This is a genomic window from Phytobacter cepae (genome assembly GCF_054165735.1).
Genome location: NZ_CM135107.1, coordinates 3,262,414 through 3,288,689, shown reverse-complemented (window position 1 = coordinate 3,288,689; position 26,276 = coordinate 3,262,414). Strand labels below are relative to the sequence as shown.

Genomic DNA, 26,276 nt, shown 5'->3' with positions numbered 1-26,276 from the left:
ACATTCATGAGTCATCTTTTGAGAATCAACGGGCAGCGGCTGGTGGATTCACTGTTTGAACTGGGCCGTTGTGGCGCGCTGGAGGGCGGTGGGGTTTGCCGCCTGGCGGCAACAGCAGAAGATAAAGCGGGTCGCGACTTTGTGGTGGCGAGAATGAAAGCCCTGGGGCTGGCCATTCGTATTGATGCCATTGGTAACGTCACCGGTATTTATGCCGGCGAGCAGGATCTCCCGATGGTAATGATGGGGTCACATATTGATACCGTTGCGACGGGAGGGCTTTACGACGGCAACTATGGGGTAATGGCAGGGCTGGAAGTTATTGCCACCTTGCAAGAATCGGGTATTCGTCCTTTACGCCCTATCGCGGTGACGTTTTTTACTAACGAAGAGGGCGTACGCTTTCAGCCAGACATGATGGGAAGCGCCGTATTTGCTGGTAACTATCCTCTTGAGGCGGCTCTGGCAGCAAAAGATCGCGACGGTATCACCCTCGACGAAGCCCTTAGTGCCATTGGCTATAAAGGAAAGCACAAACCTGGTGACATGGCGGTCGACAGCTATGTTGAATTGCATATTGAGCAAGGCCCGGTTCTGGATAGAGAAGGGACGGATATTGGTGTTGTGACCGGCGTACAAGGCATCTCCTGGCGTGAATTTACCCTGACGGGTGTCTCCAATCATGCCGGGACAACGCCCATGGCAATGCGTCACGATGCTGGTCTGGTGGCCGCAAAAATTGCGGTATTTGCCCGCGTTCTGGCAAAAGAGATAGGTGGTCATCAGGTCTCAACGGTTGGCCATATGACTTTCAAACCCAATCTTATCAACGTTATTCCCAACCACGTGGTGATGACGGTGGATCTTCGCAATACCGATAACGCTGAGCTCATTCGCGCAGAAAAAAGGCTGAAAGAGTATGTCGAAAAAACGGCGCAGGAGGAGAGGGTAACAGTGAGTTCACGTTCGCTGGTGCGTTTTAATCCAGTTATTTTTGCCGAGGATATTGTCACGGCTATTCAGGCAGAAGCGGAGTCTCAGGGCTTTTCTCACCGCTGCTTGCCAAGTGGTGCCGGTCATGACGCCCAATTTATGGCGTCCGTTTGCCCCGCTGGCATGATTTTTGTGCCCTGCGTGGGCGGCGTCAGTCACAACATTCATGAGCACACCAAACCTGCCGATTTGATTGCAGGTGGCAATGTGCTGTTGCAGGTGATTTTAGAGCGTGCGCAGAGAGCCGCGTAATAAATAAAGGATGAAGAGATGAATCAGGAACAACTCAGGCAGCAACTTATTACGTGGCGTCACTATCTTCATGCTCACCCGGAAAGCGCATTCGAAGAGATTAAGACCGCGGATTTTATCGCATCCAGACTCGAAGAGATGGGCATTGAAGTACATCGGCAAATTGGTCAAACCGGTCTGGTAGGTGTACTCAAGTGTGGTGATGGCAAAGAGGTGATTGGCATTCGCGCCGATATTGATTGCATTCAACTCAGCGAACAGGGCGAACTGGACTATCGCTCAACCATACCTGAGCGGATGCATGGCTGTGGTCATGACGGCCACACCTGCATCGCACTGGGGGCGGCTCATCTGCTCAAAGAGCGTCAAAACTTCAATGGTACCGTCTGTTTCGTCTTTCAACCCGCGGAAGAGCCGGGTTACGGTGCTACCGCCATGATGAAAGATGGGTTACTGGAACGTTTTGGTATTATGGAGATCTACGGTTTGCACAATATGCCGGGTATGAAACTGGGAACAATAGCGACCCGCACAGACGGTATTATGGCCAGTGAAGACAACTTTGTTATCAAAATTAAAGGGCAGGGATCCCATGCCGCCCGCCCGCATATGGCGAAAGATCCACTGATCATCGCAGCGGAAATCATTCTGGCATTACAAACCATTGTGTCACGTAATGTTGATCCTAACCTACCGGCGGTCATCTCTTGTACCGAACTCCACACGGATGGGATTCGTAATGCGATTCCTACCCATGTTGAGATCAAAGGAGATACACGCAGTTATACACCCAACGTCCAGACGTTACTGGAAGAGCGGATGCGGACGGTTTGCGAAGCCATTTGTACCATGCACGGGGCTGAGTGTGATTTTTCTTATACCCATGAATTTGCGCCGACGGTGAATCACGCCTCCTGTGTCGAGGTGGCCATAAAGGCGGCACAAAGCGTGGTGGGCGTTGAGAATGTGGATGGCAACGTAGCACAGATGATGATCTCAGAAGATTTCGGCGCCTTCTTACAGCATATTCCCGGCTGCTTTGTCTTCCTGGGCAATGGAGACGAAACGGATGAGAAGGGCAATATTCCGCTCCATAACGCCTGCTACGATTTTAATGATGAGATATTACTGACGGGAGCAGCTTTTTTTGCGGAGATAATCGCAACACGTTTACCGCAGCAGGGGTAATGATTGCCCCTGTTATTGAGAAAGCCAGCGTCAGCTGGCTTTTTTAATCTGTGGCAGGTCGAAGGCTTCGCGCAACGCCCTGACGAAGGCTTTATCGTGGCAGATAGTTTTACCCGGACTGTCGGATAATTTTGCTACCGGCTTGCCATTACACTCCACCAGCTTGATGACAATGTTCAGGGGTTTGACATCCGGGATGTCGCAGGTCAGGCGAGTGCCAATACCAAAGCCGAGCTTCACCCGTGCAGCGAAGTGACGGTAAAGATCGAGGGCTTTATTGAGATCCAGATTGTCAGAGAAAATCAGCGTCTTCGACAGGGGATCGATACCGAGTTTTTCATAATGGGCAATGGCTTTTTCACCCCATTCAACCGGATCCCCCGAGTCATGGCGTAAACCCTGATAACGCTCAGCAAATTCAGGACCGAAATCGCGCAGGAAAGCGTCCATGGTAATGCAGTCGGTGAGGGCGATACCGAGTTGGGTTGGGTACTCTTCGAGCCAGGCTGCCAGCGCTGCCCGTTGGCTTGTTGCAAGGTCAGGGCTTATCTGCTGATGCGCCTGGAACCATTCATGGGCCTGCGTCCCCATGGGAGTTAATGATAAGCGACGCGCCAGATCGTAATTACTGGTGCCGATAAACCAGGGTTCCTGTTTGAGACGGGCGACGATGGCGTGCTGAACATCGCGTGAGAAGCGGCGGCGGGTGCCGAAATCCATCAAACGGAAAGCGGACATATCCAGATCCTGAGTGCGGGCAGCGAAATCCGCCAGTTTTGTCTCAAGATGCAGAAGAGCCTGCTGAACATCCGCCTGCGGAGAACGATAACGGTGAACCAGTTCGCTAATCACCGCCAGCAGAGGCACTTCCCACATGATGACTTCGCGCCACGGGCCTGACAGGCGGATGTGTAACTTACCGTTGTCATTACTTACAACCACCTGACGGGGATCGTAGCGAAACGCCCGCAGCCAGTTGAGATAGTCCGGTTTAAAGAAGGGGAGTCCCGAAAGCCACTGATACTCATCATCCTGCAGGTGCAGGTATTGCATGGCCTCAACTTCTTCCCGAATAGCCTCCGCGTAAATGCCGAGCAGGTCGTCGCCACGGCAGCGGAATTCTGCCGTTACATGCACATCATAGTAGTGGTGATACACCGCCTGCTGCATATGCAATTTGTAGGCATCAGTATCCAGCAGTGTCTGCAGAATAGGGTGAGCAAATTGAGTCATAGTGCGCCGTGGCATCCTCTCACAGGAGCGTTTAGTACAATAAACAAAGCAGCGGGAGTATAACCTGTTTATTGATTTATTGAACCCCGATCACACCATATAGCGCAAAACGGGTCGAGGGCATTTCGTGCCGCATGTTAGCCAAATGTAGCAAACAAAGCCTTTCTGTCTGAAAAGTTAAACATTCTGCGTGGCGGGATTCTGGCAACAGGAATAGACTGGAGACGTAACCAACAGAAGATGCTAAAGGTTTTTTATGACACAACAGCCACAAGCCAAATACCGCCACGATTACCGTGCGCCGGATTACCTGATTAGCGATATTGACTTGACCTTTGATTTGGATGCCGCAAAAACCGTCGTCACGGCGGTGAGTGTCGTCACCCGTCAAAACGCGACTGCCGTGCCACTGCGTCTGGACGGCGAAGACCTGACGCTCATCTCCCTTCATGTTAACGACCAGCCGTGGACTCACTATAAAGAAGAAGATAACCAACTGGTCATCGACAATCTGCCGGAACATTTTACCCTGCGCATCGTCAATGAAATCAGTCCGGCGGCGAATACGGCGCTGGAAGGGCTCTACAAATCAGGGGAAGCGTTGTGTACTCAGTGTGAGGCTGAAGGTTTCCGCCATATCACCTGGTATCTTGACCGCCCGGATGTGCTGGCCCGCTTCACCACGACGCTGATTGCTGATAAAGCCGAGTACCCGTTCCTGCTTTCCAACGGTAACCGCGTCGATCAGGGCGAGCTGGAGAACGGCCGCCACTGGATGAAATGGGAAGACCCGTTCCCGAAACCCTGCTATCTGTTCGCCCTGGTTGCCGGGGACTTCGACGTGCTGCGTGATACGTTTACCACCCGTTCCGGTCGTGAAGTGGCGCTGGAACTGTACGTCGACCGCGGTAATCTCGACCGTGCGCCCTGGGCGATGACCTCGCTGAAAAACTCGATGAAATGGGATGAAACCCGTTTTGGTCTCGAGTATGACCTCGACATTTATATGATTGTCGCCGTCGACTTCTTTAATATGGGCGCGATGGAAAACAAAGGCCTGAACGTCTTTAACTCCAAATACGTGCTGGCGCGTACCGATACCGCCACCGATAAAGACTATCTTGATATCGAACGTGTCATTGGTCACGAATATTTCCACAACTGGACCGGAAATCGCGTAACCTGCCGTGACTGGTTCCAGCTCAGTTTGAAAGAGGGTCTGACGGTATTCCGCGATCAGGAATTCAGCTCTGACCTGGGCTCGCGTGCCGTTAACCGTATCAGTAACGTGCGTACCATGCGTGGTCTGCAGTTTGCGGAAGACGCCAGCCCGATGGCGCACCCAATTCGCCCGGATAAAGTCATTGAAATGAACAACTTCTACACCCTGACGGTGTACGAGAAGGGTTCAGAAATTATCCGCATGATCCACACTCTGCTGGGCGAAGCGAACTTCCAGAAAGGGATGCAGCTCTATTTCGAGCGCCATGACGGCAGCGCCGCCACCTGTGACGACTTTGTCCAGGCGATGGAAGATGCCTCCAATGTCGATCTGTCCCACTTCCGCCGCTGGTACAGCCAGGCCGGGACACCGATTGTGTCTGTTCATGATGACTACAATCCGGCAACCGAGCAGTACACCTTAACCATTAGCCAGCGCACGCCGCCAACGGCAGAGCAGCAGGAGAAACATCCGCTGCACATCCCCTTCGACATTGAGCTCTACGATAATGAAGGAAAGGTGATTCCCCTGCAAAAAGAGGGTCACCCGGTCCACCATGTGCTGAATGTGACCCAGCCGGAGCAAACTTTTGTTTTCGATAACGTCTACTTCCAGCCGGTGCCTTCGCTGCTGCGTGAGTTCTCTGCCCCGGTTAAACTGGAGTATAAATGGAGCGATCAGCAGCTGACGTTCCTGATGCGCCACGCCAGCAATGATTTCTCCCGTTGGGACGCTGCGCAAAGCCTGCTTGCCACCCACATCAAACTTAACGTTGCCCGCCAGCAGCAGGGTCAGCCGCTGTCGCTACCGTTGCATGTTGCCGACGCCTTCCGCGCCATTCTGCTGGATGAAAAGATTGATCCGGCGCTGGCCGCAGAAATCCTGACGCTGCCATCCGCCAATGAAATCGCCGAACTGTTCGAGGTTATCGATCCCATAGCGATTACCGCGGTACGTGAAGCATTGACCCGCACGCTGGCTACTGAACTGGCGGATGAAGTGCTGGCGATTTATAACGCCAACAAACTTCAGACATACCGAGTGGAGCATGAGGATATCGGCAAACGTTCCTTACGTAACACCTGCCTGCGCTATATCGCCTTTGGTGATGCTGAGCTTGCCGATAAGCTTGTCAGCCAGCAATACCACCAGGCCGATAACATGACCGATGCGCTCGCCGCACTCTCCGCTGCCGTCGCCGCGCAGCTACCGTGTCGTGATGCGTTGATGCAGGAATACGATGATAAGTGGCACCACGATGGCCTGGTGATGGATAAGTGGTTCATTCTGCAGGCAACCAGTCCGGCTGAGAACGCACTGCAAACCGTACGTGAGTTACTGCAACATCGCTCGTTCAGTCTTAGTAACCCGAACCGTATTCGTTCGCTGATCGGCGCGTTCGCGGGCAGCAACCCGGCGGCTTTCCATGCGGAAGACGGCAGCGGTTATCAGTTCCTGGTCGAGATGTTAACCGAGCTTAATCAACGTAACCCGCAGGTCGCGTCACGACTCATCGAGCCGCTGATCCGCTTGAAACGTTATGATGCGAAGCGGCAGGCGTTGATGCGCGCTGCGCTGGAACAACTGAAAGGGCTGGAGAATCTCTCCGGGGATTTGTTCGAAAAAGTCAGTAAAGCACTGGCGTAATCTCAGGCCGGGTGGGCAACGATGCCTGCCCGGCTTTCCCTGCATTATCCTTCGATTCGCTGTCTCAGCGCAGAATTCACCTGTCGGAATGACGGTGCCTGAAAGTCACGCCGATGCAATGCCTGCCAGAATGTTTCCAGAGAAGCGTCCAGGCGCGCCTGTAAACACGGAGTAAAGCTCGGTTTATGTTGATAATCAATAATCTGACTGTCGTCGGCGAAGACGCCGTGCAGGATCTCCTGTGCTTTAAGGGCGTTAAGCACCGGTTTAAGGGCATAATCCACTGCCAGCATATGGGCAACCGTCCCGCCGGTGGCGACCGGTAGCACTACTTTTCCTGCCAGCGCCCGCTCAGGCAGCATATCCAGTAATGTTTTCAGCGCACCTGAAAAGGACGCTTTATAAACGGGCGTGGCGACGATCATACCGTCGGCCTCCGCGAGTTGTTCAATCAGCGCCTGCAAAGCCGGGCTTTCGAAGCGGGCATAAAGTAAATCTTCCGGGACGAAGTTATGCAGGTGCCAGTGACAGACCTCAACGTCCAGGGCGCTCAGCCGCTCACGGGCATATTCCAGCAATGCGCTGGAACGTGAAGGGTAGCGTGGGCTGCCCGCCAAAGTAACCACTCGCATGAATGCTCCTTATAACCGTTAGTTGTCATTTAACTATCTTTGATAACAAATAAGAGCAGTGTGGCAGAGGTGGGTTATTCCCTTAAATATTTTATTCGACGTAAAACAGCCAAAAAAAGCATATCAAAAGTCGTAAAGGGAAACGATTGCGTTCAGTTAACGTTTTTTTGCCCCAGGTCAATTCCCTTTTCCCAACGAATCACAGATAATACGCCCCCGGTTTGCACACCGGGAATCCAGGAGAGTTCATGTACTACCCCTTCGTTCGTAAAGCCCTTTTTCAGCTCGATCCAGAGCGCGCTCATGAATTTATCTTCCAGCAATTACGTCGTATCTCAGGAACGCCGCTCGAAGCGCTTGTGCGCCAGCGTCTGCCGGAAAAACCGGTGCAATGCATGGGCCTGACGTTTAAAAATCCGCTCGGTCTGGCGGCCGGGCTTGATAAAAACGGTGAATGCATTGATGCCCTGGGCGCAATGGGTTTTGGTGCGATTGAAATTGGCACTGTCACGCCGCGTCCGCAGCCGGGTAACGACAAGCCACGTATCTTCCGTCTGGTGGATGCGGAGGGATTAATCAACCGAATGGGCTTTAATAACCACGGCGTTGATAACCTCGTCGAAAACGTGAAAAAAGCCCATTTCGATGGCGTGCTCGGCATTAATATCGGCAAAAATAAAGATACACCTGTCGAGCAGGGCAAAGATGACTACCTGATTTGCATGGAAAAAATCTATGCTTACGCCGGTTACATTGCTATTAATATTTCCTCGCCAAATACGCCAGGCCTGCGCACGTTACAATATGGCGAAGCGCTGGATGACCTGTTAACGGCGATAAAAAATAAGCAATCTGCGCTGCAACAGATTCACCATAAATATGTTCCTGTCGCCGTGAAGATCGCCCCGGATCTTTCTGAAGAGGAATTGATCCAGGTCGCTGACAGTTTAGTTCGCCACAATATTGATGGCGTCATTGCGACCAATACCACGCTCGAAAGATCGTTGGTTCAGGGAATGAAACATTGTGATGAAACGGGTGGGTTGAGTGGTCGTCCGCTGCAATTAAAAAGTACAGAAATTATTCGCCGTCTCTCCGGAGAATTAAAAGGTCGTTTGCCGATTATCGGTGTGGGCGGCATCGATTCTGTGATTGCCGCCCGCGAGAAGCTGGAAGCAGGGGCATCACTGGTGCAGATCTATTCTGGCTTTATTTTTAAAGGTCCGCCGTTGATTAAAGAAATCATCTCTCATAACTAATCTTTTCTCTCTGATTTGCCTTACCAGGGCTTTATTTCGAGTCCTGGTTGATTTATATTCCCTCATTGTTGCTAATTTGTACATTTTAGTCTTTTCTTAATTTGGTAATAAGCGAAGCGGCAAAAAGGACTTTAGGGTCAGGGATGAATACGGGGAGGGGAGAACAGCATGCGAATTAAACCTGATGATAACTGGCGTTGGTTTTTTGATGATGAGCACGATCGTATGATGCTCGATTTAGCCAACGGCATGATTTTCCGCTCACGGTTTGCCCGCAAAATGCTTACCCCTGATGCGTTTTCTCCCAGTGGTTTTTGTGTTGATGATGCCGCACTCTTTTTCTCCTTTGATGAGAAATGCCGTGATTTGATGCTATCCAATGAGCAGCGTGCAGAGCTGGTACTTAATGCGTTGGTCGCCATTCGCTTCCTGAAACCGCAAATGCCCAAAAGCTGGCACTTCCAGAACCACAACGCACCGTGGTCTCCTGCTGCAGGCATGGCCGCCAGCGTTTCGTTAAGTGATACCGGTGAATCAGTGAATTTGCTGGTGGTCGAGTCCGGCGAAAACGCAGCACTTTGCCTACTGGCGCAACCCGGTGTGGTGATTGCCGGGCGCACCATGCAGTTGGGTGATGCCATTAAAGTAATGAATGACCGACTGAAGCCGCAATGTCACATTGACAGCTTCAGCTTTGAGCAGGCGGTTTAACTTTCCAGTCGTAACGATGTTTTGGGTACACAGCTGCAACTCAGAATTGTACCGTCAGCGGAAACGGCTGATTTCTTTAATGGGCTCACTTCACCTTCGATAAGCGTCATACGACAGCAGCCACAGATCCCCGCCCGACAAGAGTAGGGGACGCGGATGCCCTGGTTTTCCAGCTGTTCAAGTAATATCTGCTGATTATTCCCACGGAATTTCTGTCCTTTCCAGACAATATCGACCTCGCCTGCCGCTTGCGGTTCCGCTTCAACGGCTTCTGCGACCTTGCCTGCGCCATAGGGTTTGGCCGGGGCGCGGCTCAGAACGACAACCTCATCGCCAACACGGACAACGCCGCTGTTGCGGGCGATTAAATTTTGCCCGAAATCGACATCGCCATTGTCCTGGGCGGTGCGAAAACCCGTTAACGTGGTGAGTGGTTCACCCGCCGGATGCTTTTGCCCCCGTTCCGGACTGACGGTCGTAAACACGCAGCGGCTGCAAGGTTTAACCACATCAAATATGACTTCGCCAATACGAATCACTTTCCAGCTATCTTCTTCCCAGGCTTGTGCGCCAGTGACCACGAGGTTGGGGCGAAATTGCTCCATCGTTACGCTTGCCGGGCAGCGGTGCTGCAGATCGCGCAGCGACGCTTCGTTGGTCAGTAAGAAGGGAAAACCATCGGCGAAGGAGAGCGGGACATCGTCAAAACGTTTTACCCGGCGCGTCAGTTGTGGGCCCACCCAGCGTAACTGTACTTCCCGGCCAAAAAAGCCACTGAGCCAGAGATTAATGGCATCGGGTGCGACCAGAGCGGTGAAATGGTTCCCCCAGACCTCGGTCGGTTCGCCCTGCGGGGCAAAATCAGCGAAACGTACCACCGCACTGGTGCCATCTGGCGCGGTTAAATGCAGACCATCAGTAAGGGGAGAGGGGAGAAAGCGAACCATCTGCGGATACTGGCGCGCGGTAATAAAGGTGCCATCTTTTTGCGTGACCATAAAAACGCGGTCAAATGATAAACCACTGCTGTCTGCCAGCGCGTGTGTCAGGCTAATTCCGCGCATAGATTTAACCGGGTGAATAAAAAGACGCGAGAGCGTTGCCACGCTAATTCCTCTGACGACGAAAATAAGCCCTCAACTTTATGACATGCACGCCAGATTGGCTATAATGCGCAACAATTTTCTTCAAAGTTAAGTGACCTTATGATTTCTCTGTTTGCCAGTACGGCCCGTGGGCTGGAAGAGCTGTTAAAAACTGAACTGGAAAACCTGGGTGCTACAGAGTGCCAGGTGGTTCAGGGGGGCGTCCATTTCCATGGTGACACCCGGCTTGTCTATGCAAGCCTGATGTGGAGCCGTCTGGCCTCGCGCATTATGATGCCGCTGGGTGAGTGCAAGGTGTATAGCGATCTTGATCTCTATCTGGGCGTGCAGGCGATCAACTGGACGGAGATTTTCAACACCGATGCGACCTTTGCCGTGCACTTCAGCGGGCTGAACGACGAGATCCGAAACAGTCAGTATGGCGCACTGAAAGTGAAAGATGCCATCGTTGACAGCTTCACGCGTAAAAATTTACCGCGACCAAATGTCGATCGTGAGCAGCCCGATCTGCGTATTAACGTCTGGCTGAATAAAGAGACGGCACACATCTCTCTGGATCTGAGCGGCGAAGGTCTACATCTGCGTGGCTACCGCGATCGCACTGGTATCGCACCGATCAAAGAAAACCTGGCGGCGGCAATCGTCATGCGTTCCGGCTGGCAGCCGGGAACGCCACTGCTGGATCCAATGTGTGGTTCCGGTACGCTATTGATCGAAGCCGCGATGTGGGCGACCGATCGTGCCCCTGGTCTGCACCGTGGTCACTGGGGCTTTAGCGGTTGGGCGCAGCATGACGAAACGCTCTGGCAGGAAGTGAAAGCAGATGCGCAGGTCCGTGCGCGTAAAGGGCTTGCTGACTATCAGTCCCATTTTTATGGTTCTGACAACGACGCACGCGTGATTGAGCGCGCGCAGCGCAACGCCCGCCGCGCTGGTATTGCCGACCTGGTCACTTTTGAGGTGAAGGATGCAGCAAAACTGACCAATCCGCTGCCTAAGGGGCCGTATGGCACAATCATCAGCAACCCGCCTTACGGTGAGCGCCTGGAGAGCGAACCGGCGCTCATCGCCCTGCATAGCTTGCTGGGGCGCACCCTTAAATCGCAGTTTGGCGGCTGGAATCTCTCCTTATTCAGCGCTTCTGTCGATTTGCTTAACTGCCTGCAATTGCGTGCTGACCGCCAGTTCAAGGCTAAAAACGGTCCACTGGACTGCGTGCAGAAAAACTATCATCTGGCTGAAAACACCGGTGAAGTGCGTGCGCCGTCAATGGCAGACGATTATGCCAACCGTCTGCGCAAGAACGTTAAAAAGCTGGAGAAGTGGGCACGACAGGAAGGCATTGAATGCTATCGCCTGTATGATGCCGATCTGCCGGATTACAATGTTGCCGTTGACCGCTACGGTGAATGGGTCGTTGTTCAGGAATATGCTGCCCCGAAAACCATTGATGCGAATAAAGCCCGTCAGCGCCTGTTCGATATCATTGCTGCCACCATCGCCGTCCTGGAAATCGCACCGAATAAACTGGTGCTGAAAACCCGTGAACGGCAGAAAGGCACCAATCAGTATCAGAAAATGAACGAGAAGGGCGAGTTCCTGGAGGTCGGCGAATACAACGCGCGCCTGTGGGTCAACCTGACGGATTATCTTGATACCGGCCTGTTCCTTGACCACCGTATCGCCCGTCGTATGCTCGGGCAGATGAGCAAGGGAAAAGATTTCCTCAATCTGTTTGCGTACACCGGCAGTGCCAGCGTTCACGCGGGTCTTGGCGGAGCGAAAAGCACGACCACGGTTGATATGTCCCGCACCTATCTGGAGTGGGCAGAGCGTAACCTGCGTCTTAATGGCCTGAGCGGCCGTGCACATCGTTTGCTGCAGGCGGATGTGCTGGGCTGGTTGCGCGAGACTAACGAACAGTTCGATCTGATCTTTATCGATCCGCCAACGTTCTCCAACTCGAAACGAATGGAAGAGTCATTTGACGTCCAGCGCGATCACCTGGCGTTAATGAAAGATCTCAAACGTATGCTGCGTAAAGGCGGCACTATCATGTTCTCTAACAACAAACGCGGTTTCCGCATGGATCTCGACGGACTGGCAGAGCTTGGGTTAATAGCACAAGAAATCACCCAAAAAACGCAATCGCAAGATTTTGCCCGTAACCGCCAAATCCATAACTGCTGGCTGATTACCTCAGCCTGAAAGGATAAATAAATGTCATTAATCAGTATGCATGGCGCATGGCTGTCTTTCAGCGATGCCCCTCTCCTCGATAATGCTGAGTTGCATATCGAAGAAAACGAACGCGTCTGTCTCGTTGGTCGTAACGGCGCGGGCAAATCAACCCTCATGAAAATCCTTAATCGTGAACAAGGCCTGGATGATGGTCGCATTGTTTATGAGCAGGATCTGGTAGTTGCCCGTTTGCAGCAGGACCCACCGCGTAATGTGAGCGGCAGTGTCTACGACTTCGTGGCCGAGGGGATTGAAGAGCAGGCGGAGTATCTCAAACGCTACCACGACATTTCCCATCTGGTGATGACCGATCCGAGCGATAAAAACCTCAGCGAGATGGCACGCCTGCAGGATCTGCTTGACCATCATGGTCTGTGGCAGCTTGAAAGTCGTATCAACGAGGTGCTGGCGCAACTCGGGCTGGAGGCGGATATGCCGCTGGCCTCCCTTTCCGGCGGCTGGTTGCGTAAAGCCGCGCTGGGCCGCGCACTGGTCAGCGGGCCACGCGTGCTGCTCCTCGATGAACCAACTAACCACCTTGATATTGAAACCATCGACTGGCTGGAAGGATTCCTGAAAACCTTCAGCGGGACGATCATTTTCATCTCGCACGACCGTTCCTTTATTCGCAACATGGCGACACGCATTGTCGATCTCGATCGCGGCAAACTGGTGACCTATCCGGGCGATTACGACACCTATCTGCTGGAAAAAGAAGAGAACCTGCGCGTTGAAGAACTGCAAAATGCGGAGTTCGATCGCAAGCTGGCGCAGGAAGAAGTATGGATTCGCCAGGGCATCAAAGCGCGCCGTACACGTAACGAAGGCCGCGTGCGCGCACTGAAAGCGATGCGTAATGAACGTAGCCAGCGCCGTGAAGTAATGGGCAGTGCGAAAATGCAGGTCGAGGAAGCCTCCCGTTCCGGCAAAATCGTCTTCGAAATGGAAAATGTTGATTATCAGGTCGATGGCAAAGTGCTGGTGAAAGATTTCTCCGCGCAGGTCCAGCGTGGCGACAAAATCGCCCTGATTGGGCCTAACGGCTGTGGTAAAACCACGTTGCTGAAATTGATGCTAAGTCAGTTGCAGGCAGACAGCGGTCGCGTTCACTGCGGCACCAAGCTTGAAGTGGCCTACTTTGACCAACACCGCGCTGAACTCGATCCCGACAGAACGGTCATGGACAACCTGGCAGAAGGTAAGCAGGAAGTGATGGTCAACGGTAAACCGCGCCATGTGCTCGGTTATCTGCAGGATTTCCTGTTCCACCCAAAACGCGCAATGACGCCCGTACGCGCTTTGTCCGGTGGGGAACGTAACCGTCTGCTGCTGGCGCGTTTGTTCCTGAAACCCAGTAACCTGTTGATTCTCGATGAACCGACAAACGATCTGGATGTCGAAACCCTGGAACTGCTTGAAGAGCTGATTGATGGCTATCAGGGCACCGTGATGCTGGTGAGCCACGACCGTCAGTTTGTTGATAATACCGTTACTGAATGCTGGATCTTCGAAGGCGGCGGCCGTATCGGTCAGTACGTCGGCGGCTATCACGATGCGCGCGGCCAACAGTCTGCGTCGCAGGCGTTCAAAGCGCAGCCAGTGAAGAAAGAGGCAGAACAAGCGGTTGCCAAATCTGAGGCTGTCAAACGTGGCGCGAACAAACTAAGCTATAACCTGCAACGTGAGCTGGAACAGTTGCCACAAAAACTGGAAAAGCTGGAAGCAGAGCTGGAAGCGCTGCAGGCCCAGGTGGCAGACAACAGCTTCTTTAGTCAGCCTCACGATCACACGCAAAAAGTCTTAGCCGAACTGGCTTCGGCGGAGCAGGCGCTGGAAGAAGCGTTTGAGCGCTGGGAGTCGCTGGAGGCTCTTAAAAACGGCGCATAATTCAGGAAGCCAGTATGTGCGAACATCATCATGCCACTCATCACATTCTCTGTACGCAATGTGATCTGCTGGTCGCGCTGCCAGCGTTGCAACATGGCCACAAGGCGGCATGCCCGCGTTGTGGCACCACTTTGACCACGCGATGGGACGAGCCTCGGCAACGTCCCACGGCTTATGCTTTGGTGGCATTGTTCATGCTGCTGCTCTCGAATCTTTTCCCCTTTGTGAATATGAAAGTGGCCGGGGTCACCAGTGAGGTGACTCTGCTACAAATTCCCGGCGTGATGTTCTCGGAAGATTACGCCAGCCTTGGCACCTTTTTCTTACTTTTTGTCCAGTTTGTTCCGGCGTTTTGCCTGGTCACCATTTTATTACTGGTGAATCGCGTTCCGCTGTCGTTACGCACCAAAATCTTTCTGGCGCGGATTCTTTTTCAGCTAAGAACCTGGGGAATGGCGGAAATCTTTCTCGCCGGGGTGCTGGTGAGTTTTGTGAAACTGATGGCCTATGGTGACGTGGGTATTGGCAGCAGTTTTATCCCGTGGTGTCTGTTTTGCATTCTGCAGCTCAGAACGGTGCAGTGTGTTGACCGCCACTGGTTATGGGATGACATCGCACCCGCACCCGTTGTGACCAAAACGCTGCGCGTGGGTGTACCGGGTATTCATCAGGGCTTACGCAGTTGCCCCTGCTGCACGGCGATTGTGGCAGCGGAAAATCCGGTTTGTCCACGTTGCCATACGCGCGGATTTGTCCGGCGCAGGAACAGCCTGCAATGGACAATGGCGCTGCTCATTACCTCAATCATGCTCTATCTTCCGGCCAATATTCTGCCAATCATGATTACCGATCTGCTCGGCGACCAAATGCCATCTACGATACTGGCGGGCGTTGTGCTGCTCTGGAGTGAGGGCTCATACCCCGTGGCACTGGTGATTTTCATTGCCAGTATTATGGTGCCAACCCTCAAAATGATTGCGATAGCCTGGCTGTGTTGGGATGCAAAAGGGCACGGCCGGCGTGACAGTGAACGCATGCATTTTGTGTATGAAATTGTGGAGTTCGTCGGCCGCTGGTCGATGATTGATGTGTTTGTGATTGCCGTCTTGTCGGCGCTGGTACGTATGGGTGGGCTGATGAACATTTATCCGGCCATTGGTGCATTAATGTTTGCGTTAGTGGTGATCGTCACCATGTTTGCGGCCATGACGTTTGATCCACGTCTTAGCTGGGACCGGGATCCTGAATCAAGCCATGAGGAGCAGTAGGACATGGAGAAAAACAGTGGGGAGGCGAAAGTGCAGAAAGTAAAAAACTGGTCGCCGGTATGGATTTTCCCGATCGTGACAGCCCTGATTGGCGCCTGGATCCTCTTTTATCATTACAGCCACCAGGGGCCTGAGGTCACACTCATCACCACCAATGCTGAAGGTATCGTTGGCGGAAAAACGACCATCAAAAGCCGTAGCGTGGACGTGGGGGTTGTCGAAAGCACTACGCTAACCGACGACTTGACGCATGTGGAAATTAAAGCTCGCCTTAACACCGGGATGGAAAAATTGCTCCATAGCGATTCGGTGTTTTGGGTGGTGAAACCGCAGGTAGGTCGCGAAGGTATCAGTGGACTAGGGACGTTGCTGTCCGGAGCATACATTGAACTGCAGCCAGGAAAGAAGGGCAGTCAGCCTGAGGATTATAAGCTGCTGGACGCACCACCGCTTGCACCACCGGATGCCAAAGGGATCCGGGTCATTCTCGACAGCAAAAAAGCCGGGCAGCTCTCGCCGGGGGACCCGGTGCTGTTCCGTGGCTATCGCGTCGGTTCGGTGGAAACCAGTACCTTTGACACGCAAAAGCGCACCATTACCTATCAGCTCTTTATCAATGCACCTAACGACAGACTGGTGACCAGCAACGTGCGCTTCTGGAAAGACAGCGGCATTGCCGTGGATCTGACCTCTGCAGGAATGCGGGTTGAGATGGGGTCTCTGAGCACCTTGTTTGGCGGCGGAGTCAGCTTTGATGTGCCGGAAGGCAATGAACTGGGTGAACCGGTAGCAGAGAAAACGGCCTTTATGCTGTTTGACGACCAGCGGAGTATCCAGGAGTCTCTGTATACAGCGCATACCGATTATCTGATGTTCTTCAAGGATTCCATTCGCGGCCTGCAGCCAGGTGCGCCTGTTGAATTCCGTGGTATTCGTCTGGGAACCGTAGAGAAAGTCCCTTACTTCACGCCAGAGATGCGACAGAAACTCAATGATGATTATCGAATTCCTATTTTGATTCGTATTGAGCCTGAGCGGATTGCCAATCAGTTTGGTGGCGATGCGGACATTGATGGGCATCTTACCGAGCTGATGAAGCGTGGTCTGCGAGCAGCATTGAAGACGGGTAATATCGTCACCGGTGCGCTGTATGTTGATCTCGACTTCTACCCCAAAGCGCCGGCGATAAACGAAATGCCGGAGTTCGGTGGGCATCGTATTATTCCGACGGTCAGCGGCGGTCTGGCGCAAATTCAGCAGCGATTGATGGATACGCTCGATAAGATCAACAATCTGCCGCTCAATCCGATGATTGAACAGGCGACCAATACGCTCACCCAGAGCCAACAGACGATGCGACGTCTGCAGACGACGCTCGATAATCTCAACAAACTGACAGCCAGCCAGTCTATGCAGCAGCTCCCTGCGGATATGCAAGGCACGCTGCGTGAACTAAACCGCAGCATGCAAGGCTTCCAGCCTGGTTCTGCGGCCTATAACAAAATGGTGGCCGATATGCAGCGCCTCGATCAGGTTTTACGCGAGCTGCAACCGGTGCTCAAGACCCTGAACGAGAAGAGCAACGCGCTGGTATTTGAATCAAAAGGCAAAGACGATCCGCAGCCGAAGAGGGCGAAAGAATGAAGAAAGGCGCAGTAGCACTTCTGGCGGTCTTGCTGACCGCCTGTAGCGCGGGTGGTGACAACAAGAGCTATTACCAGTTGCCTTCTCCCACAGTCACCAGCCCGGCCCCTGCAGTCACGAGTGGGCAGCGTTTATTGTGGGTTGAACAGGTCAGTGTGCCGGATTATCTGGCTGGCAACGGCGTGGTCTATCAGACTTCAGACGTTAAATACGTTATTGCGGCCAACAATTTGTGGGCCAGTCCATTGGATCAGCAGCTGCGAACCACGCTGGTCGCTAATCTCAGCAACCAGTTGCCTGGCTGGGTCGTCGCCTCGCAGCCGCTTGGCAGCGTGCAGGATACGTTGAATGTTACGGTGACGGGTTTTCACGGCCGCTACGATGGGCGAGTCATTGTGAGCGGAGAGTGGTTGCTTAACCACCAGGGCCAGTTAACCAAGCGACCGTTCCACATTGAGCTTAAACAGCAGCAGGATGGCTATGACGAAATGGTCAAAGTGCTGGCTCAGGCATGGCAGCAGGAAGCGGCGAGCATAGCGGGTGAACTTTCGCGCTTACGATAAGTAGCATTCATGCAGTTTAAAAGCCGTCACGCTTTTTTGGGTGACGGTTTTTTTCGTTTTATGCCCAGTCAGTTACTTGTACTGGCTCACATTTTTTGTACAAATGAACTTATTTCCAGGTCACATTTATGACACTGGCGTGAATTTTGCGCATTGACGTCGCCCGCTATCCAGGGTATTCGTACCCTGTGGTTGCATGAATTATGACCACTGTTTTCTTTTCCACCAGACCAAAAGATGAGGGAAACGAGGCATGAAGAGACAAAAACGTGATCGCCTGGAACGGGCACATCAACGTGGATATCAGGCCGGTATTTCGGGACGGCCTAAAGAAATGTGTCCTTATCAGACGCTGAATCAGAGGTCCTATTGGCTCGGAGGCTGGCGAGAGGCCATGGGGGACAGGGCCGTAATTGCCTGATTCTGTCTCTTTAGAAAAAGAAACCTCCGCATAGCGGAGGTTTCGCGTTTCAGGAGCCGGGTAATCAGAACGCGGATGTGTCCTGGAACAGGCCCACTTTCAGGTCAGAAGCGGTATAGATGACGCGGCCATCAACCAGTACTTCCCCATCTGCCAGACCCATGACCAAACGACGGTTAATCACGCGTTTGAAATGAATGCGATAGGTGACTTTTTTAGCGGTAGGCAGAATCTGACCGGTGAATTTCACTTCACCCACGCCCAGGGCGCGGCCTTTACCTTCGGCACCCAGCCAGCCCAGATAAAAACCAACCAGCTGCCACATTGCGTCCAGACCGAGGCAGCCTGGCATAACGGGATCGCCAATGAAATGGCAACCGAAGAACCACAGGTCTGGATTGATATCCAGCTCGGCTTCGACATAGCCTTTGTCAAAATTCCCGCCGGTCTCGGTCATTTTGACCACACGGTCCATCATCAGCATGCTTGGTGCCGGCAATTGCGGGCCTTTCGCGCCAAACAGCTCTCCGCGACCAGAGGCAAGAAGGTCTTCTTTTGTATAGGATTCGCGTTTATCTACCATGTTCTCAGTAAGCCTTATTGTGAGTTTCGGACGCAGGATAGCTAACACGTGTACGCTGAACAAGTCCGATCAGTTCGGGCTGAACCAGCCAAGCCAGCGCAGCGGCCACGGATAACGATGACGTGCATCTTGTTGCGTTGCCAGGGCAATACGTTCAAGTATTGTTTGCTTCAGCGTAGTCTGTCCTTCTTCATCCCACACTAATTGGGTCAGAAGCGGCAGCGCATCCATTACGTCTTCAATAGCCCAGACAGAGAACTGCCCTGCCTGAACGGCTTCCAGTATGTCCTGACGCAGGCAGAGATGGCGCACGTTAGAGACCGGGATTATGACCCCTTGTTTACCGTCCAGCCCACGACTCTGGCAGACGGTAAAGAAGCCTTCAATTTTTTCGTTAAGCCCGCCCACCGGCTGCGAACGACCGAACTGATCGACTGAACCGGTAATGGCAATACTTTGCGTGACCGGTACGTCAGCCAGTGCGCTGATTAATGCGCATAGCTCGGCCATGGAGGCACTGTCGCCATCCACTTCGCTGTAGGATTGTTCGAACGTGAGCGAGGCTGAGAAGGGGATCTGCTGCTCGAGATCCAGCTCTGACATCAAAAATGCCTGCATGATCATCATGCCTTTCGCATGAATATTTCCGCCCAGCTCTGCCTTGCGTTCAATGTCATTAAACTCGCCGTCTCCAATATGGACGACGCAGCTAATACGCGAAGGCTCACCGAAGGCACGCGGATGCCCAGGAAATTCAATGACGGAGAGCGCATTAATCTGTCCGACACGCTCACCTTCGGTTTCGATGAGGATCTGTTCAAGTAGGATCTCGTCCTGCATGCGTTCGGCCAGATAGCCTTCACGCCACTCACGTTGGGTGAGCATGGTGGTGAATTGCTCAGCCGTGAAACGTTCACTGTCTGCAAATGCAGCCACTTCACGTAACTGGCGGGTAAGCCAGAGGAAACAGAGCGGGAGCGTTTCCTGATCGCCGGTGTAGCGAACCGCCTCACGGATCAGTACTGGCCAGGCATCAGCGGCGGGCGAGGGGAGCTCGGCGTTTTGTGCAATCAACAGTACCCACTGGCTCCAGAGTGCCATCGTTTCCGCATCGGCAATCTGTAGATTCTCTTCGTATTCGCTATAAATGGATTGTGCCGCAACTTCCGGCTCCATCTCCTGGAAGTCCGCCAGCGAATCACGCTCCCCCACCAGAATCACTTTGAGTTCCAGCGGCATGGAAGGCACGGAAACGGGCAACGGTCGCGATTCGTCGAAAGAGACCCAGTCGAAACGACCGCGCGTGATCATGGTCTTCAGACGCATCCAGAGCAGCGGCTGTGCCATAAGTGTGCGCAGTGAAATAACAAGGATACCGCCGTTGGCTTCATGAACGAGGCCAGGTTGCAGCGTAATTTCGTTATTAAACTGACGCACGCAACCAAATAGCTGCTCCGCTTCAATCCAGTCGGCAATGACCGCCTGCTGTTTTCCAGCAAAACGAGCCAGCGCATCCTTGGCCGGTTCAAACGTCACCGTCGAACCAGAAACCTGATAATCGCCGCCAACCACTTCCGACGTCTCAGGAAGCAGGTCTTGTAATGCCTGCGCAAGAACCCCGAGGTATTCTGCTTCTTCCGGCGCTTTGACCAGCATGAAATGCGAATCAGAGGACGGATGAAGGAATTGCTCCAGCGCGTACTGTAAACGGGGTTGGGTATCGCCCAGGAATAGGGCAGAGTCTTCGGATAATTCGGCCTGACTGAATAGGTCCTGATGACTTTCGGTCTCAGGAATCAGATCATTCCATTCAAGTTTTGTAATGGTCAAAGTCGTTTTTTTAGTCTGAAGTAAAGGGCGGGATTATACCGTAAACCTCTGTACGGCACACACGGATTACACGTTTTCCTTTCGCTGAATGACGGCTCTCGTCCGCAGAATGTGATTTCTTTGCAGCAGAGCAGGAAAAAACTGATATTCTGAACAGAGTTACACGGTAACGTTGAGATCGCAATGAAATATCAACAACTCGAAAACCTTGAAAGCGGCTGGAAGTGGAAATATCTGGTGAAGAAGCATCGTGAAGGCGAGCTCATCACACGATACATTGAAGCCAGCGCAGCCAAAGACGCTGTCGATGTATTGCTGACCCTCGAGAATGAACCGGTTCAGGTCAACGCGTGGATTGAAAAACATATCAATGCTTCGCTTATTAACCGCATGAAACAAACCATCCGGGCCAGGCGTAAACGTCATTTCAATGCTGAACATCAGCACACGCGTAAGAAATCCATCGATCTCGAATTTGTTGTCTGGCAACGGCTTGCGGGGCTCGCGCAGCGTCGCGGCAAAACACTCTCGGAGACGGTTGTGCAACTGATCGAAGATGCCGAGCATAAAGAAAAGTACGCAACAACCATGTCTTCGCTGAAGCAGGATTTGCAGGCGTTATTAGGTAAAGAGCAATAAAACGCTTTTTCAGGCAATAAAAAACCCCGCAATGCGGGGTTTTTTTATAAGACGTGGAAAACTTAAGCCTGCGGCTGAGTTACAACGTCTTTAACGCCTTTAACTTCGATCTCTACGCGACGGTCCGGCGCCAGGCAATCGATCAGCGCAGGACGCGCTTTCACGTTGTCACAGGTGGAGCCAGTAACTGGGTTGGATTCACCCATGCCACGTGCGGAGATTTTGTTAGACGGGATACCTTTAGAGATCAGGTAATCAACCACGGACTGAGCACGTTTCTCAGACAGACCCTGGTTGTAAGCGTCAGAACCGATGCGGTCAGTGAAGCCCAGAACAACAACGGAACCGTCTTTCGGATCCAGGTTGCTCAGCTGGCTGTACATCTGATCCAGTGCCTGCTGGCCTTCCGGTTTCAGGGTGGCTTTGTTGAAGTTGAACAGAACATCAGACTTCAGAGTGAAGTGTTTGGTCTGTACTTCTGGAGCCGGTGCCGGAGCCGGAGCAACAACTGGTGCTACGTCTTCCTGCTGGCCGAAACGGTAGGAAACACCTACGCTCAGCAGACCGTTGTCCTGACGGGTACCAACGGTGTTAGCATCACCGATGTTGTTAACCCACTGGTATTCCAGACGGGTAGCGATGTCGCGGGTAACTGCCCACTCAACACCACCAGCGAATACTGGGGAAACACCGGTGTCGTGATCTTTGAAGTGAGCGCCTGCAGCAGGAACATTTGCTTTAGAGTCTGCACGCCAAACCATACCACCCAGACGGGTGTAGATGTCCAGATCGTCTGCTACCGGGTAGCTCAGCTTAGCGGTCAGCTGTACGCCTTGAGCTTTAAAAGCACCGTTAACGGTATCGCCTTTATACTCTTCACGGCCCAGCCAGTCGTAGCCCATTTCGAAGCCAACATACGGGTTAACCTGATAGCCACCGAACGCGCCAGCACCCAGTTGGTTTTCATGAGTCGGGCCATCGTTAGGGATGAAGCCAGTATCATGGAACTGAGACCAGCCCAGTTTACCACCTGCATACCAGGTATTATCTTTCGGTGCGGCCTGCGCTACGGTAGCGAAACCAGCCAGTGCCACTGCAATCGCGATAGCTGTCTTTTTCATTTTTTGCGCCTCGTTATCATCCAAAAATCGCCATGGAAATCTCGGAGAGAAATCACGGTTAAATCCTTCACCGGGGGCCTTGCTCACTTGTTACTCAGCAGATATCTTCACGATATCTTTGGCTTATGCCGAGCACCCCTGGCGATGTAAAGTCTACAACGTAGTTGGAAACTTACAAGTGTGAACTCCGTCAGGCATATGAAAAAAAAGGCTTTGTATACACATTATTTAACAATTATGCGCAAGCAATCATCAGTGTGTAAACGCTGGAAGGCGCGGCGCGCATGACCTGGCGCGCTATTTAGTTGATAAACCTGCAAAGGGCATCAGAAGTAAAATTAATGCCAGGATTTATCTTATTTTTACTCAATGATACAAATTTGAGTGAATTTTTATCCCGGAATGCTGTCTGGCATGCTGAGGATCGCGACGCACTGGTCGCATCACAAACCCAATCGCATTTCCTTCTTCTGCCGCCACGGCCAGTTGATGATGCTCATCATCCGTCAATTCTTCGGCATGCCAGCCAATAACAACACTGTAATTACCCGTACGCAATGCACGAATCATGGATTCGAGCGTGACGTCAGGAGAAAGCTGGCTGATTTGCATCACTTTGGTTAAAGGTAGCCCGGCAGATTGCACCCACTCACGGCTCAGTTTCTGCTGCGGCGTGAGCCAGAGTTGCCAGCGTGACTGCTGACCGAGTTGCTGCAACAGCGGCAATAGTAGCAATTGGGTCATTGCGGGCTGGTCTTCACGATAAACCACCTCACTGATAAGCCCGGTTGGAGCATCGATGATTTGTGCACGAGGTGCGGAAGTGAATTGTGTTGAACGATTTGCACGGCTTAATGAGTGGTACATGATCAGCCCAGCCCTGGTAGTTACTGTATGTTTATACAGTAACCCTGGTGCGTTTAAAGATCAACCTCATTTTCTGAAAGAGGCTCGCAATTTTGCTGCCTTATTATCTACAAGCGTAAAATTTTCTTGCTGAGCGCCGCGGACTTGCCTATGTTCCTGAATAACGGATCCGTTAACGAAGATGCTGTTTTACTCCATGATTTACAAGGAAATAATCATGAAAAGCATATCCTATCAAAGGATCTATTTATCTCAGGAATACCTCGCCCCATTGGGAAAAGTTCAATCCCGGGCCCTGTTTGGCGGCTATAGCCTGGCGGTTGATAACGTTGTTTTTGCCATGGTCTCGAAGGGGGAACTGTACTTACGCGTATGTGAAGAAAGTGCAACTTATACAGTAAAACGACAGTCACCGTTACTGACCTATCAGAAGCGTGGTCGTGATATCTATCTCAATTACTATTACGTCGATGAAACCTTATGGCGGGATATCCCCCTGCTGGTGCGACTGTCTTCCTGTTCACTGAACGCAGCGCGCTCTGAAATCAAGCAGCGGAAGGCCATGTTACGACTGAAGGATTTGCCAAATCTGACGTTTCAACTGGAAGCGCTCCTCTGTGAAGCCGGCGTACGAGACGTGAAAATGCTTCGCATGCTGGGAGCGAAAGTCTGCTGGCTACGCATTAAAAAGATGAATAAAAATCTGGGAGTTAAAGTGCTTCTGGCCCTGGAAGGCGCCATTTTCGGTCTTCATGAAGCCGCGCTCCCGGCAACTAAGCGCCAGGAGCTTATAGACTGGTTCAACGCTCTGGACAGCAAAGTCTGGGAACATCACTGAACGACTTGTTGCTGTAAGTGACACATTTCAGGTAAGAGGGCGATCAGTAAACCAATTTGCTGCAACACAAGAGGCTCTTTACTGTCAGGCCGCGGTTCCAGATGTTTAATTCGTCGTGAAAGGTCTGCCAGCGCCAATTTTACGCGCTCTTCATCGGCAGGTTGATGATGCAGCGCGTCATCGACATAGCACACCGCATCATCTAACAGACGTAGAATAGCCGGATGCGTGAGCTGCTCACGATGCGCGCCCAAAGCGGAGATATAGCTGGTGAACGTATGGTTCAGACAAAGTAGACGGAATGCGACTTCGCGCTGTTGGGCTAACGTACCCGGTTCAGAGGCCATATTAGAGACAACAGAGGCCAGCTCCGCATCGCGATGATAGGCCCCACGGCGAGCAACACGGTATGTCAAACGGTTGTCCCGCCCCTGATGGTATTGCTCGAGAATAGCATCCAGATAGCGACAATTTGCATTGAAAGCCTGATCAATAACGCGCGCGAGATTCCGAAAGCGCCAGTCCGGCCAGATAAAACTCACCGCTGCCCATGCAATAGCACAACCTATCAGGGTGTCGATAACACGCGGCATAGCCACTTCGAACCCTTCACCAAGCAGGTTGAAGCAGAGTAAAACCAGTAACGTAATAAACATGGTGGCCTGTGCATATTGCACAAGACGAAAGGCAAAGAAGAGCACGCCGGTAATGACTATCAGGATCAATTGCCCCTCAAGGGAGGGAACGAAGTACAGCACCGGCAGACCCAGCGCAACGCCCGCCAGAGTCCCCATGATTCGCAGCGTCAGGCGATGGCGTGTTGCATTATAGTTAGGCTGGCAGACAAACAGGCTGGTCAGCAGAATCCAGTATCCATGGTGTAGCCCCATGATCTGAATCACGCCATAGCCCACGCACAATACAACTGACATGCGCACCGCATGGCGGAAAAGGGCAGATTCCGGGGTCAGGTTGCTGCGTAGCCGTAACCAGACATCACTTAACCCATGCAAGCTGTCGTCAGCCAGCATGCTCTCCGTTTCATTTAGCAACGACGTTTGCGGCTGGGCTGATTCAATTGATGCCAGTTGCGCATCAATCGCCCTCAGGTTATCCAGCAGAAACCCAAGCGCCTTGAGTTGTTCACTGGGTGTGGTTCCACTGGCTCGGATTCTGTCGAGTGCGGCATCAAGATGAATAAAGGCACGTTCAAATCGATTGTCGTGCTGATACGGTTTGCGCAATAAGATAGCCTGCGCAAGATGCGCGCAGGCCTGAGACTGCTGAGAGATCAGGCGCTGAAAGCGAAACATGATGTCGCTATAACGAAAGTGCTCTCTCAATGCCTGGTACTGAATATGCGATGAGCTAGCGCGTTCGTGAATATCCTGAGCGGTGAAATAATAACGCAACGTTCTGCGCGTGCCACGTTGACCACGGTCCCCACGCAAACGTGTTAACAGCGACGCCTTAGTCTGGTTCAGCGTCGTGACCAGTTGCCCGTTAGCCAGCGCCAGTTCATACAACGGCGCTTTGCTTTCATCTTCGATATCAGGATCAAAAAGGCGTGACTTAAGTTCAAGATAATGTGCGAGCTGTTCATAGCAGCGCGCAAGATTGTCCTGTAAAGGGCGGATGGGGAACACCAGGTGCCCTGCCAGGGTAAGCAGGTTAAACCAGACGGCCCCCGCAAGCAGCAGCAACGGCTGCTGATACCAGACGCTATATAGCGAAGCCCCCAGCATGGTGTAAATTGCGATCAGCAGTGCGCCAAACGCGATAGTGGCGTAGCGCTGCCCCAACCCCCCCAGCAGAATAAAACCGATGGTGGAGATAACCAGTCCAGGCGCAAACAGCCAGGGCCAGGGGAAGAGTAACTCCACCGATGCCGAGGCGATAAAAAACGAGATCAGGGTGATGATGAGGTTGCGCAGTCGCCCGGTCAGCCTGTCATCAAGGTCAGCCAGTGCCGCCGCCACCACGCCAAGCGTTAGCGGGATGGTCAGCTTTACCTCGCCAAGTAACCATGGTAACGCGGCACTGCCACTCAGGGCGATAAAAATGCGCACGTTATACAGCCAGGCACTGTTCCATGTATAACGGCGTACCAGGGGGCTTAGCATAAACTCAA

Annotated in this window: 21 protein-coding genes; 13 read left to right on the top strand and 8 right to left on the bottom strand. The window is 52.5% G+C overall.

What is annotated here, in order from left to right:
• Positions 1-6: 6 nt before the first annotated feature.
• On the top strand, positions 7-1,245 hold the full coding sequence (locus ACUY4Q_RS15515; RefSeq protein WP_458043630.1) for a Zn-dependent hydrolase: 1,239 nt from the start codon (positions 7-9) through the stop codon (positions 1,243-1,245).
• Positions 1,246-1,263: 18 nt separating this feature from the next.
• Positions 1,264-2,433, top strand: a complete 1,170-nt coding sequence (locus tag ACUY4Q_RS15510; protein ID WP_458043629.1) for a M20 aminoacylase family protein — start codon at positions 1,264-1,266, stop codon at positions 2,431-2,433.
• 30 nt (positions 2,434-2,463) lie between these two features.
• Here the strand turns inward: ACUY4Q_RS15510 and pncB are convergent, their stop codons facing one another.
• The gene (gene pncB / locus ACUY4Q_RS15505; protein ID WP_458043628.1) at positions 2,464-3,666 is read right to left on the bottom strand and encodes a nicotinate phosphoribosyltransferase; all 1,203 of its coding nucleotides are present in this window, start codon (positions 3,664-3,666) and stop codon (positions 2,464-2,466) included.
• A gap of 256 nt (positions 3,667-3,922) precedes the next feature.
• On the opposite strand from pncB, the gene pepN reads away from it, so the two are divergent.
• A complete protein-coding gene (gene pepN, locus ACUY4Q_RS15500) occupies positions 3,923-6,535 on the top strand; it encodes an aminopeptidase N (RefSeq protein WP_458043627.1) in 2,613 nt (870 codons plus the stop codon).
• Positions 6,536-6,579: 44 nt separating this feature from the next.
• On the opposite strand, the gene ssuE is transcribed toward pepN, so the two are convergent.
• A complete protein-coding gene (gene ssuE / locus ACUY4Q_RS15495) occupies positions 6,580-7,167 on the bottom strand; it encodes an NADPH-dependent FMN reductase (RefSeq protein WP_458043626.1) in 588 nt (195 codons plus the stop codon).
• A 248-nt stretch (positions 7,168-7,415) separates the two neighbouring features.
• On the opposite strand from ssuE, the gene pyrD reads away from it, so the two are divergent.
• Together pyrD and zapC are read left to right on the top strand one after the other, a co-directional pair.
• Positions 7,416-8,426 (top strand): quinone-dependent dihydroorotate dehydrogenase, encoded by a 1,011-nt coding sequence (gene pyrD, locus ACUY4Q_RS15490; RefSeq protein ID WP_458043625.1) that lies wholly within the window; start codon positions 7,416-7,418, stop codon positions 8,424-8,426.
• A 168-nt stretch (positions 8,427-8,594) separates the two neighbouring features.
• On the top strand, positions 8,595-9,137 hold the full coding sequence (zapC, locus tag ACUY4Q_RS15485) for a cell division protein ZapC (RefSeq protein WP_458043624.1): 543 nt from the start codon (positions 8,595-8,597) through the stop codon (positions 9,135-9,137).
• On the opposite strand, the gene ACUY4Q_RS15480 is transcribed toward zapC, so the two are convergent.
• The gene (locus tag ACUY4Q_RS15480; protein WP_458043623.1) at positions 9,134-10,243 is read right to left on the bottom strand and encodes a YcbX family protein; all 1,110 of its coding nucleotides are present in this window, start codon (positions 10,241-10,243) and stop codon (positions 9,134-9,136) included. The genes zapC and ACUY4Q_RS15480 overlap by 4 nt on opposite strands.
• Before the next feature lie 99 nt (positions 10,244-10,342).
• On the opposite strand from ACUY4Q_RS15480, the gene rlmKL reads away from it, so the two are divergent.
• The 6 genes from rlmKL to rmf all read left to right on the top strand — a co-directional run bounded on the left by rlmKL (position 10,343) and on the right by rmf (position 18,267).
• A complete protein-coding gene (rlmKL, locus tag ACUY4Q_RS15475; RefSeq protein WP_458043622.1) occupies positions 10,343-12,451 on the top strand; it encodes a bifunctional 23S rRNA (guanine(2069)-N(7))-methyltransferase RlmK/23S rRNA (guanine(2445)-N(2))-methyltransferase RlmL in 2,109 nt (702 codons plus the stop codon).
• A gap of 12 nt (positions 12,452-12,463) precedes the next feature.
• Entirely contained in the window at positions 12,464-14,371 is a 1,908-nt protein-coding gene (locus ACUY4Q_RS15470; RefSeq protein ID WP_458043621.1) for an ABC transporter ATP-binding protein, read from the top strand.
• Between the two features lie 14 nt (positions 14,372-14,385).
• Entirely contained in the window at positions 14,386-15,639 is a 1,254-nt protein-coding gene (gene pqiA / locus ACUY4Q_RS15465; protein WP_458043620.1) for a membrane integrity-associated transporter subunit PqiA, read from the top strand.
• Between the two features lie 3 nt (positions 15,640-15,642).
• On the top strand, positions 15,643-17,283 hold the full coding sequence (gene pqiB / locus ACUY4Q_RS15460; RefSeq protein ID WP_458043619.1) for an intermembrane transport protein PqiB: 1,641 nt from the start codon (positions 15,643-15,645) through the stop codon (positions 17,281-17,283).
• Positions 17,280-17,846, top strand: coding sequence for a membrane integrity-associated transporter subunit PqiC (pqiC, locus tag ACUY4Q_RS15455; RefSeq protein ID WP_458043618.1), 567 nt, complete (start codon positions 17,280-17,282; stop codon positions 17,844-17,846). Before pqiB ends, pqiC begins: the two co-directional genes overlap by 4 nt.
• A 253-nt stretch (positions 17,847-18,099) precedes the next feature.
• On the top strand, positions 18,100-18,267 hold the full coding sequence (rmf, locus tag ACUY4Q_RS15450) for a ribosome modulation factor (RefSeq protein ID WP_458043617.1): 168 nt from the start codon (positions 18,100-18,102) through the stop codon (positions 18,265-18,267).
• A 64-nt stretch (positions 18,268-18,331) separates the two neighbouring features.
• Here the strand turns inward: rmf and fabA are convergent, their stop codons facing one another.
• The gene (gene fabA, locus ACUY4Q_RS15445) at positions 18,332-18,850 is read right to left on the bottom strand and encodes a bifunctional 3-hydroxydecanoyl-ACP dehydratase/trans-2-decenoyl-ACP isomerase (RefSeq protein WP_437431331.1); all 519 of its coding nucleotides are present in this window, start codon (positions 18,848-18,850) and stop codon (positions 18,332-18,334) included.
• Between the two features lie 69 nt (positions 18,851-18,919).
• Positions 18,920-20,680, bottom strand: coding sequence for an AAA family ATPase (locus ACUY4Q_RS15440; RefSeq protein ID WP_458043616.1), 1,761 nt, complete (start codon positions 20,678-20,680; stop codon positions 18,920-18,922).
• Positions 20,681-20,863: 183 nt separating this feature from the next.
• Here ACUY4Q_RS15440 and matP point away from each other — a divergent pair, with 183 nt between their 5' ends.
• A complete protein-coding gene (gene matP, locus ACUY4Q_RS15435; protein ID WP_458043615.1) occupies positions 20,864-21,319 on the top strand; it encodes a macrodomain Ter protein MatP in 456 nt (151 codons plus the stop codon).
• A gap of 62 nt (positions 21,320-21,381) precedes the next feature.
• Here the strand turns inward: matP and ompA are convergent, their stop codons facing one another.
• The gene (gene ompA / locus ACUY4Q_RS15430) at positions 21,382-22,440 is read right to left on the bottom strand and encodes a porin OmpA (protein ID WP_458043614.1); all 1,059 of its coding nucleotides are present in this window, start codon (positions 22,438-22,440) and stop codon (positions 21,382-21,384) included.
• Positions 22,441-22,806: 366 nt separating this feature from the next.
• On the bottom strand, positions 22,807-23,307 hold the full coding sequence (sulA, locus tag ACUY4Q_RS15425; protein WP_458043613.1) for an SOS-induced cell division inhibitor SulA: 501 nt from the start codon (positions 23,305-23,307) through the stop codon (positions 22,807-22,809).
• Positions 23,308-23,524: 217 nt separating this feature from the next.
• Here sulA and ACUY4Q_RS15420 point away from each other — a divergent pair, with 217 nt between their 5' ends.
• Positions 23,525-24,145 carry a TfoX/Sxy family DNA transformation protein gene (locus ACUY4Q_RS15420; RefSeq protein ID WP_458043612.1) on the top strand — a complete coding sequence of 207 codons (621 nt, stop codon included), beginning with the start codon at positions 23,525-23,527 and terminating at the stop codon, positions 24,143-24,145.
• On the opposite strand, the gene yccS is transcribed toward ACUY4Q_RS15420, so the two are convergent.
• Positions 24,139-26,268: a YccS family putative transporter gene (gene yccS / locus ACUY4Q_RS15415; protein WP_458043611.1), complete on the bottom strand. Its 2,130-nt coding sequence runs from the start codon at positions 26,266-26,268 to the stop codon at positions 24,139-24,141. The two genes, ACUY4Q_RS15420 and yccS, sit on opposite strands and share 7 nt — an antisense overlap.
• Positions 26,269-26,276 lie beyond the last annotated feature (8 nt).

What these genes read in the sequence shown, in the direction of transcription:
- ACUY4Q_RS15515 (WP_458043630.1), top strand. Translation starts at nt 7, where the DNA reads ATGAGTCATCTTTTGAGAATCAACGGGCAGCGGCTGGTGGATTCACTG.
- ACUY4Q_RS15510 (WP_458043629.1), top strand. Translation starts at nt 1,264, where the DNA reads ATGAATCAGGAACAACTCAGGCAGCAACTTATTACGTGGCGTCACTAT.
- pncB (WP_458043628.1), bottom strand. Translation starts at nt 3,666, where the DNA reads ATGACTCAATTTGCTCACCCTATTCTGCAGACACTGCTGGATACTGAT.
- pepN (WP_458043627.1), top strand. Translation starts at nt 3,923, where the DNA reads ATGACACAACAGCCACAAGCCAAATACCGCCACGATTACCGTGCGCCG.
- ssuE (WP_458043626.1), bottom strand. Translation starts at nt 7,167, where the DNA reads ATGCGAGTGGTTACTTTGGCGGGCAGCCCACGCTACCCTTCACGTTCC.
- pyrD (WP_458043625.1), top strand. Translation starts at nt 7,416, where the DNA reads ATGTACTACCCCTTCGTTCGTAAAGCCCTTTTTCAGCTCGATCCAGAG.
- zapC (WP_458043624.1), top strand. Translation starts at nt 8,595, where the DNA reads ATGCGAATTAAACCTGATGATAACTGGCGTTGGTTTTTTGATGATGAG.
- rlmKL (WP_458043622.1), top strand. Translation starts at nt 10,343, where the DNA reads ATGATTTCTCTGTTTGCCAGTACGGCCCGTGGGCTGGAAGAGCTGTTA.
- ACUY4Q_RS15470 (WP_458043621.1), top strand. Translation starts at nt 12,464, where the DNA reads ATGTCATTAATCAGTATGCATGGCGCATGGCTGTCTTTCAGCGATGCC.
- pqiA (WP_458043620.1), top strand. Translation starts at nt 14,386, where the DNA reads ATGTGCGAACATCATCATGCCACTCATCACATTCTCTGTACGCAATGT.
- pqiB (WP_458043619.1), top strand. Translation starts at nt 15,643, where the DNA reads ATGGAGAAAAACAGTGGGGAGGCGAAAGTGCAGAAAGTAAAAAACTGG.
- pqiC (WP_458043618.1), top strand. Translation starts at nt 17,280, where the DNA reads ATGAAGAAAGGCGCAGTAGCACTTCTGGCGGTCTTGCTGACCGCCTGT.
- rmf (WP_458043617.1), top strand. Translation starts at nt 18,100, where the DNA reads ATGAAGAGACAAAAACGTGATCGCCTGGAACGGGCACATCAACGTGGA.
- fabA (WP_437431331.1), bottom strand. Translation starts at nt 18,850, where the DNA reads ATGGTAGATAAACGCGAATCCTATACAAAAGAAGACCTTCTTGCCTCT.
- matP (WP_458043615.1), top strand. Translation starts at nt 20,864, where the DNA reads ATGAAATATCAACAACTCGAAAACCTTGAAAGCGGCTGGAAGTGGAAA.
- ompA (WP_458043614.1), bottom strand. Translation starts at nt 22,440, where the DNA reads ATGAAAAAGACAGCTATCGCGATTGCAGTGGCACTGGCTGGTTTCGCT.
- sulA (WP_458043613.1), bottom strand. Translation starts at nt 23,307, where the DNA reads ATGTACCACTCATTAAGCCGTGCAAATCGTTCAACACAATTCACTTCC.
- ACUY4Q_RS15420 (WP_458043612.1), top strand. Translation starts at nt 23,525, where the DNA reads ATGAAAAGCATATCCTATCAAAGGATCTATTTATCTCAGGAATACCTC.
- yccS (WP_458043611.1), bottom strand. Translation starts at nt 26,268, where the DNA reads ATGCTAAGCCCCCTGGTACGCCGTTATACATGGAACAGTGCCTGGCTG.